This window comes from Streptomyces globisporus, assembly GCF_003501885.1.
Taxonomy (GTDB): Bacteria; Actinomycetota; Actinomycetes; order Streptomycetales; family Streptomycetaceae; genus Streptomyces; species Streptomyces globisporus_D.
Window position 1 is genome coordinate 1 of record NZ_QWFA01000254.1, and the last position, 7359, is coordinate 7359.

Annotated in this window: 1 pseudogene; it reads left to right on the forward strand. The window is 75.0% G+C overall.

Going from position 1 to position 7359, the window contains the following annotated elements:
• Window positions 1-7359, forward strand: a pseudogene (locus D3105_RS30880) (hypothetical protein); the annotation flags it as partial.

Consider the following 7359-nt stretch of genomic DNA (forward strand, 5'->3'; position numbering starts at 1 on the left):
GCACCCACCCCCGCTCCGCGTCCCCTCTCCTCCACCGAGGCGGACCAGCTCCTCGACGGCACCCGCCCCTTGCCCCGTACGGCATCGTCCGACCGGCAGCTCGTGAACAAACTGCTCAGCGCCCCGCACGTCGTCCTCAGCACCGAGGGCGGCGGGCAGCGGCAGCAACTCGTGCAGGACACCGCCGACCGTGCCACCGGCACCTCATGGCACGTCGGCGCCCCCGGCACCCCGATCCGCACGGCCCTGCGCCGGGCCATGGCCAACCTCGGCGTCGCCGGGCAACTCGGCCAGTACCTCGGCCCGTTCGGCTCCCGCATCACCGGGCTCACGGGCGCGGGCCCGTTCTCGACGCACTACCTCAAGGCGGCGGTGCGGGGCGAGCTGGAGAACGTACGCGTCAAGAGCGACCCCAAGCCCGGCAGCCTCGAAGCCACGATCGGCAACGAACACCGCGTCGCCGGCACCTCCGGCAGCGGCTCCCGGACCACCCTCGGAATCCAGGGCGCGGTCACGCCGGTGCAGCAGGCCCCCGGCCAACAGGCGCTGGTGGGCGCGTACTCGACCGCGCTCCAGTACGCCTGGGGCAAGGGCCGCAGCGTGTCCCAGACCCTCACCCGGGGCCGCAACACCACCCTCAGCTACGCCGGCCGGATGTACCTGGTGGTCGCCGACGCCGCCGAGACCGTGGCCGTACGCGACCGCTGGACGGCTGCGATGGGGACGGTCGGCACCCGCGCCGGGGGCCGGATCAGCTCCGCCGCCGGGCGGATCTCCGACCGGCTCGGGCGGGGTCTCTCGCCGCGCCGGGCCGCCGCCGCGCTCCAGCGCATCCGCGACGCGGTGATGTTCCACCTGCCGATGCAGGACGCGATCGAGGCCGGGCTCGCCCCGGACGGCCTGGGGACCAGCACACCGGACAACCTCGGCGGCGGCTACAAGCTGCCCCCGTTCCTCCGCCGTCGCCACTTCCCCTCCCACCCCAGCGGACAGCTCGACGCAAGCCGCGTGGCTCAGCAGCTGATGGGGCAGCTGGAGCGGCTGGGCGTGCCCTCGCACGACCGGGAGCAGGTGCTCCAGCGCCTCTCGCCGGACTTCCTCCGCTCCCATGTGCACGAGCTGACCACCGACGGGATGGCCCTGCCGGTCCACTACCGCACCTGGTCCAGCCCGCACCACCTGCCGGTCGGCGGCAGCCCCGGGCAGCTGAGACTGACGCTGACACCGGTCACCACCACCGTGGAACGGCTGCGTACGGGCTACGAGTTGGAGGACTACCGCACCACCGCCCGCGACGACGTCGACGGCCGTTCCCAGGACCGCGGCGCCGATGTGACGCTCAGCGCGAGCGAGCGCGCGGCGGGCGGCGGAGTGCTGGTCGCCAACCCGGCGCTCCAGGGCACCGCGGCCAAGCAGCGGTCGAGCAATGTGACCGAGGCGGTCGGCAGTACCGCGATGCCTAACATCGCCACCACCCAGGCGCACGCCGAGATCGTGACCACGTACACCCTGACGGCCACCGTGGCCGACGCGTCCGGCAAGCCGCTCGGCCCCACCGCCACCGCCCCCGTCGGCAGCCTCAACGAGATCCTCCCGGCGAGCCTGCTCACCCCGGCCGGCGACGGAGCCGACGGCGTGCTCACCGAACAGGAGGTGCCGGAACCTCCGCGTGCCGTCCACGTGCTGACGGCCGATCAGGCGCTGCCGGAGTCCATCGCCCGCTGGCGGACCACGGGCCGGGAGACCGGAGGGAACGACCCGGACGTCCTGCCCTTCGACGATGTGATCGGCTCCGGCATCCTCGCCGTGGACATCCTCGGCTCGGCCAACGTGCAGGACGCCCTGACCCTCGCCACCGCCCGCGCGGACGGCTTCCCCGGTGACACGGACCTCGGAAAGCGGCACACGGGCGCCACGCTCGCCGAACGCGTACGGATGGCCCGCCACACCCCGCTCACCGGCCTCGGCACCGCCCCGGCCCAGGCCCAGCAGGAGGCCACCTCCCAGGTCGGTCTGACCGCGGGCTTCCGCGAGGCGCTCGGGGCCGACGGCTCTCCGCTGCCCACCCAGTCCTCCGCACGCCTCCTCGGCCAGTCCCACACCGCCGACTCCCGCCTCTACGCCAAGATGCACCGCGGCGGCGCCCGGCTGCTGGCCGTGGAGAACAAGCCGCGCATGGAGGCCATGCAGCGGCGCAGGACCGGTGACGCGCTGGATGCGGGCATCACCGACAACGTCGAGGGCGCGGTCAGTACGTCGCCGCTGGCGGGCAACAGCAACGCGGGCGTGACCAACCCCGGCGCCACGGTCCCGATCGGCGGTGCCAACGACGCGACCGCGCTGAGGAGCGCCACCGACACCACCCTCGGCACGCACCTCAAGGTCGTCACCGACCGCAGCATGCTCTTCGCGGTCCCCGTCAGCTGGCTCTCGGTGGCCGAGGTGGACCACCGGGTCACCGACAGCCGTCCGATGCAGGCCCTCGGCAAGCCCCGGCGCGGCCCCCGAGCCGTCGAGGCCGAGACCACCGCCCTGGTCTGGCTCCGCGAGGACATCGCCCGCGACCACGGCCTCCTGGACGACACCACCTTCCCCGACGAGGCCCGCACGGCCTGGGACGACCAGGCGAAGGCTGCGGCCGACCTCGCCACCGCCGAGAAGAACTACTACGACGCCCGCGCGAAGACCCGGGAGACCTGGCTCGACCTGAGCCCCGAGGAGCAGGCCGCGCTCGGGGACGACGACCGGGCCACGGTCCTGCCCAAGGACGTCGCCCAGTCCCCGGCCGTCACCGCCTGGCAGTCCGCCCGCGACGAGGTACGCCGTCGGCAACAGCACCTGGACGCCGCCGCGAAGGACCACCACCGTCTCCACCTCGCCGCCGCCCGCCTCACCGCCCACCACCAGGGTTCGGGCTCGGTGCCCGTGAAGGACGCGCCGCAGGAGTACGCGGCACCCGACTGGCGCTCCGAGGCGCCGGAGCCGTACACGGTCACCGACGCCACCGACTCCTCGCCGCGCACCCTCACCTCGCCCGACGGGCGCACGGTCCACCAGGTGCACGAAGTGCCGCACGACGGGGCCTCGTTCTTCCACGCGCTGCTCGCGACGGTCCAGGACCGGGGCAGGCTGGCCCACCTGCTCGACGCGGGCCTCGCCGACCGGTTCACGGCCGACCCCGGGGACCCGGCGGTGACCAGGGAGGCCATCGACGACGCGCGCAATCGGCTCGCGTGGGCGCTGGGGGACGACAGCAACCAGGACCTCCTGGACGGCCTGGCCCTGGATGCGGCGGACACCTTCACCCAGGCCGAACTGGACTTCGCGGAAATCGACCTGACGGCTGCTCAGCAGGCGGAGTTCGACGCGTTCGGCCGGCTCCCGCAGACCGTCTGGCCGAGCCCGGAGCAGCGGGTGGCGCTGGCCGTGGCGGCCTTGTCGCGCCCGTTCACGGCCGGGTCCGCCGCGGCGGACCCGGACGGCGGAGACCCGGCCCCGCCCGTGCGCCGGGCGGGCGACCATGGCGGCGCCGACGTGCTCCCCGCACTCGCGGCCCGCGTCCTGGGTGTCCCGGTGACGGTGGTGACGGGGGAGGGGCGGCAGCAGACGTTCCTGCCGCACGGCGCGGACCCGGCGACGGCCGACGCGGCCTCCGGCCCGGTGCTCTTCGCCGCCGACGGCTTCTTCTCCGCCGCGCTGACACCCGGCACGACGCCGCCGATCACCACCGCGCTGCCGGCCCAGCCGACCACCAGTACGCCCTCGGGCAGTACGAAGACGACTCCTGAGCCGCCCGCCCACCGCAGCCACGCCGGCCCGCCCTGGCTGCCGCCCGCCGACGCCGACGGCCCGCGCTACCGGCTGGACCGCGACGGCCTCCTCACCGCCCCCGACGGTGCCACCTACACCCAGGGCGCTCCGGCGGGCCGGGGCAACGGCTTCTTCGCCGCACTCTCCACGGCCCTGCGCCACGCCGCCGAGCAGCCCGGCCGCGACCCCCGGGCGGCGGCCCGGCTCCGGACCCGCGCCGGGGCGTCGCCCGCCCAGCTGATGCGCCTGAACGGGCTCCCCGGCGAACGGGTGGAGCGCGACGCGCTGTTCTCGCCCCCGCCGCCCGTGGACCAGAAGCGCGTCCCCGCGCTGAGCCAGGACGCCCTCGACGGCCGACTGCGCCGCCACCTCGCCAATGCCCCATGGGGCCCGGACGCCGACCGCGCGGTGGCCGAGTGGGCGGCCAAGGCGACCGGCGCCACGCTCACTCTGATCGAGGAGAACGGCACCGCCCACACCTACGCGGGCCCCTCCGTCGACGCGCCGGTCCTCCGACTCCGCCGCCGGGGCGGGGACTTCGTACCGCTGCTGCTCCGGACCCTGGCCCCGAAGGCGTCCTCTCCCGGCAGCCCGGGACTGCCGGGAGAGGAAGAGGCGTACGAACTCAGCACGCTGTCCGGCACGGAGCCGCAGCCGCACGACAGCACCGGCTCCGACTCGGACTCCGACTCCGACGGCGAGGAGGACACCCCGATCTGGGCCGACCCCGAGTGGCTGACGGCGGTCTTCGGCCCGCAGTGGAACAGGGCCCCGCGCGCCCGGCTCCAGGAGACCTCCGAGGCCCTCTACGCGCTCGTCGAGGAGGCGGCGGGCGGCCGTCCGACCCGCGCCGGGCTGGCCGATCTCATCCGGCACGTCCTGCACCTGCCCGACCGGGCCAGGGTGAGCAACCAGGACGTCCTGGACCTGGGAGCGCTGGCGCTGGAGGCGTCGTCGGACGACCTTGCGACCGCCGAGGACTTCTCCGTGTACTTCGTCGACCGGCAGGTCGAGACCCGGCGGGACGCCCTCGCCGAGGAGACCCTCCTCCGCACGGCGGAACGAACTCCGGCGGGAAGGGACTTCACCGGGGTGGACCGGGGACTGCCGGCTCCCGACTCGTACCTCGCCGAGCGTTCCGGCCGGGTGGCCGGGCAGAGCGCGCCGTGGCGGAACCCGTACCTGTTCGTGGCCGAGGCGGCGGCGGGCGGCGGCGTCGAGATCGTCACGCCGTGGCGTACCTTCGTGGTCCGCGACGCCGAGGAGATGGCCCGGATCATCTCGTACGACTCCCGGCGTCCGGGCGGTGCGGACATCGTCCTCGCCCTGCCCCCGGCGTTCGCCGCGCAGGTCGCCAACCTGGTCGCCGGTACGACTGCCCGCCCGGTCTGGTACCCGCTGGGGCCGGCCGAAGTGGCCACCCACCCCACCACCGGAGCCGCCCACCTCGTGGTGCACCGGCGGGCCGGGGAGACCGGGCCGGACTGGACCACGCCCCCGCCACCCCAGGAGCCCGGCCTGCCCGGCGCCCGCGACCTCAGTGACAGCGACAGCGACGACGGCCGTGACAGCGACAGCGACAGCGGCTCCACCAGCGACGGCGACGCGGAGTTCGACCGGCTGGCCGACCAGTTGCAGTGGGAACGCCGTACCGACGCCTTGCGCGCCCGCCCTCTGATCACCCGCGACTACGAGGTCATCGACGCGAGCGGCACCGGGGTGCTGTTCACCGAGCCCGGCCCCCGCACGGTCGGCGAAGTCCGTGCGCAGGAGGAGGTGGAAGGGCCCGCGCTGGTCCTGCCCCACCAGACTCCCGGGACAGTCCCCACCGCGGACCGGCCGCCTCTGCACATCTCCGAGGACCGGACGGTCGCACTGCTCTCGGCCGGGAACGACACCACCGGACGCGGCCGGCAGGCGTACGCCACCCGGGCGGCGATCGAGCGCTCCTCGGCCCGCCTGGCCGCCGTCGGAGCCGGGGTGCGGCTGACGGCCGATCCGTCGGCGCGCGTGGTGCTCGCCCGGGAGGACGGCACGCCCGGCGAACCGCTGTTCCGGGTGGAGCCCCGGTTCCTCACCGCCTCCGGGTCGTCCGAGTACGCCTTCACCCGGGACTTCGCCCGGATGGTCGCCGGAACGGACGCCGCGCCGCTGTCCCACCTCGCCTTCCGCACCCCCGACGGTACGGTCGCCACGGCCGCCGTCAACGGACTGCACGGCCGGGAGGTGACCGGCACCCACCACCTGGCCCAGGCGCTGACGGAGGTCGCCGACGGCACTCGTACCGCCACCGACGTCACCCCGGGCTGGGCGGCCCGGCAGGCCGGCCGGGACCCGCGCTTCACCGGCGGAGTGGTGGGCGCGCCCACCCCGGGCGAGGCGTACGGCCAGGCCCTCCGCCACACCCAGGACAACGCGCTGCGCGGGCCGTTGACCCGGGCCGCCGCCCGGACCGGGGTCAACGAGTACGCCTGGGCGGAGGTCGGCGAGGGGTATCTGATCCAGTCGGTCAGCACGACCAACGACGGCGGCGCCCAGCTCTTCACCCACAACCACGCCAAGCCCGGAGACCCGGTCGGCCCGCACGCCCCGTACCACTTCGCGCAGGTGGTGCTGGCGAGCGAGGACGGCAGCCACCAGATCACCCTGGAGAACGAGACCCACTCCCGTACACCGATCCCGGTGGACCAGCTCGACGCGGTCGTCGACGAGAACCTCGACCGGTACGACGATGACCAACTGAACGCGCTGGCGCAGCAGTCGGAGGACCGCGCCGCGATCTCCCGGCAGGAGGGCGCGGCCCCGGGGGAGATCGCCCGCCTGGAAGGCTTCGCCCGTGCGGCCCGGGCCCTGGCCGCCGTCCACGAGGCCGAGCGCGTCCGGTGGTACTTCACCGAGGACCGTCCCGAACACGCCCTGGCCCAGCGCGAGGTGGACCAGGCCCGCACCCGCGCGCGCGATGCCGTACGGTCGGCCGCACCGGTCCTGGACGACGAGGACCAGTGGTTCTTCCGGGCCTACAGCAAGCGCCCCGGCGAGTCCGCCCACGCGGTCAACGCGGCGCTGCTGTCGGACCGTTCACCCGCCGTCTCCAATCCGCTCACCACGGTCGCCCTGCACGGCCACGCGCTCCGGCCGGACCGGCGGACCGTCCGCTTCGCCGAGCAGCAGCACACCCCGTCGGCGGACGCGGACGAGAACCTGGACGCCCTGGCCCTGTCCTTGGCCCGCACCGGCCTGTGGAACCACGCCAACGGCCTGCCCCTGCCCACGGTCACCGTCACCGGACACGGCAACCGCTCCCGGGCCAGCGGCCAGAAGCGGGCCGAGGCGGTCGGCAAGGCGCTCGGGGACCGGCTGGCGCGGCTGCTGCGGACCTTCCAGGCCGGCGCCCCCGGCCCGCACGTCCGGCTCTCCGACTTCACGCTCACCCTTGACGCCCAGCGGGTCCGTCGCGCCACCGACCCGGACCGGGGGCGGGTGGTGACCGTGGACATCGACGACCACCGGCACGCCTCGCCCCCCGCCTCCAGCCGCCCCCGGACCGGG